The sequence below is a fragment of the Xanthovirga aplysinae genome (genome assembly GCF_009711365.1).
Classification (GTDB): domain Bacteria; phylum Bacteroidota; class Bacteroidia; order Cytophagales; family Cyclobacteriaceae; genus Xanthovirga; species Xanthovirga aplysinae.
Window position 1 is genome coordinate 1 of the sequence record NZ_SMMB01000185.1, and the last position, 619, is coordinate 619.

Here is a 619-nt window from a genome sequence, read left to right on the forward strand (position 1 = left end):
CGTTGTGTGTCATTTAGGTAAAACACTTGTTTATGCTGATAACTAAAGAAATTACCAAAGACAATGAACTCTATTTGTACATGAACGGAAAACTCATTTACAAAAGATGGTTGAATACAGGTCAATCAAAAGTCTTTGACATAATGGAATTTGACAAATATACTTATGCAAGCTACACGGACTTAGATGTCCAAAATTCTCCTTATTTGATTCAAGTAAAAGCAAGGATAAGACTAAAAACGACTGAAGAAGGTGGAAGATTCAATGGAGTTGCAAATGGGTACAGACCTAATCATGTATTTGAATACAAAGAGAACGGGGAATTAAAAGAGGGATTTATGGGTGATATTCAAGTTGATGGAATCGAACAACTTGAATTAGGTTATGAATATGAAGTCATGGTTAGATTTCCATTAATTCAAAGGATCGAAAGATTTTTGAAGAAAGGAAGAAAATGGTGGATTCACGCAGGATCTCGACAAATAGGAGAAGCAGTAATACTGGAATTCGACTTACCAATATTTAAAGAAAAATAAAAACGACACACAACAATTGCTAGCAGCAATAGTCGCTCAGGGCCAACACACGAACCAAAACTTCAGCTGCTAGCCGAACCGTT

The 619-nt window shown here is 35.4% G+C and carries 1 protein-coding gene; it reads left to right on the forward strand.

What is annotated here, in order from left to right; translation table 11 throughout:
• Positions 1-32: 32 nt before the first annotated feature.
• Positions 33-536, forward strand: coding sequence for a hypothetical protein (locus tag E1171_RS00345; protein WP_155203003.1), 504 nt, complete (start codon positions 33-35; stop codon positions 534-536).
• Positions 537-619 lie beyond the last annotated feature (83 nt).

What these genes read in the sequence shown, in the direction of transcription:
- E1171_RS00345 (WP_155203003.1), top strand. Translation starts at nt 33, where the DNA reads ATGCTGATAACTAAAGAAATTACCAAAGACAATGAACTCTATTTGTAC.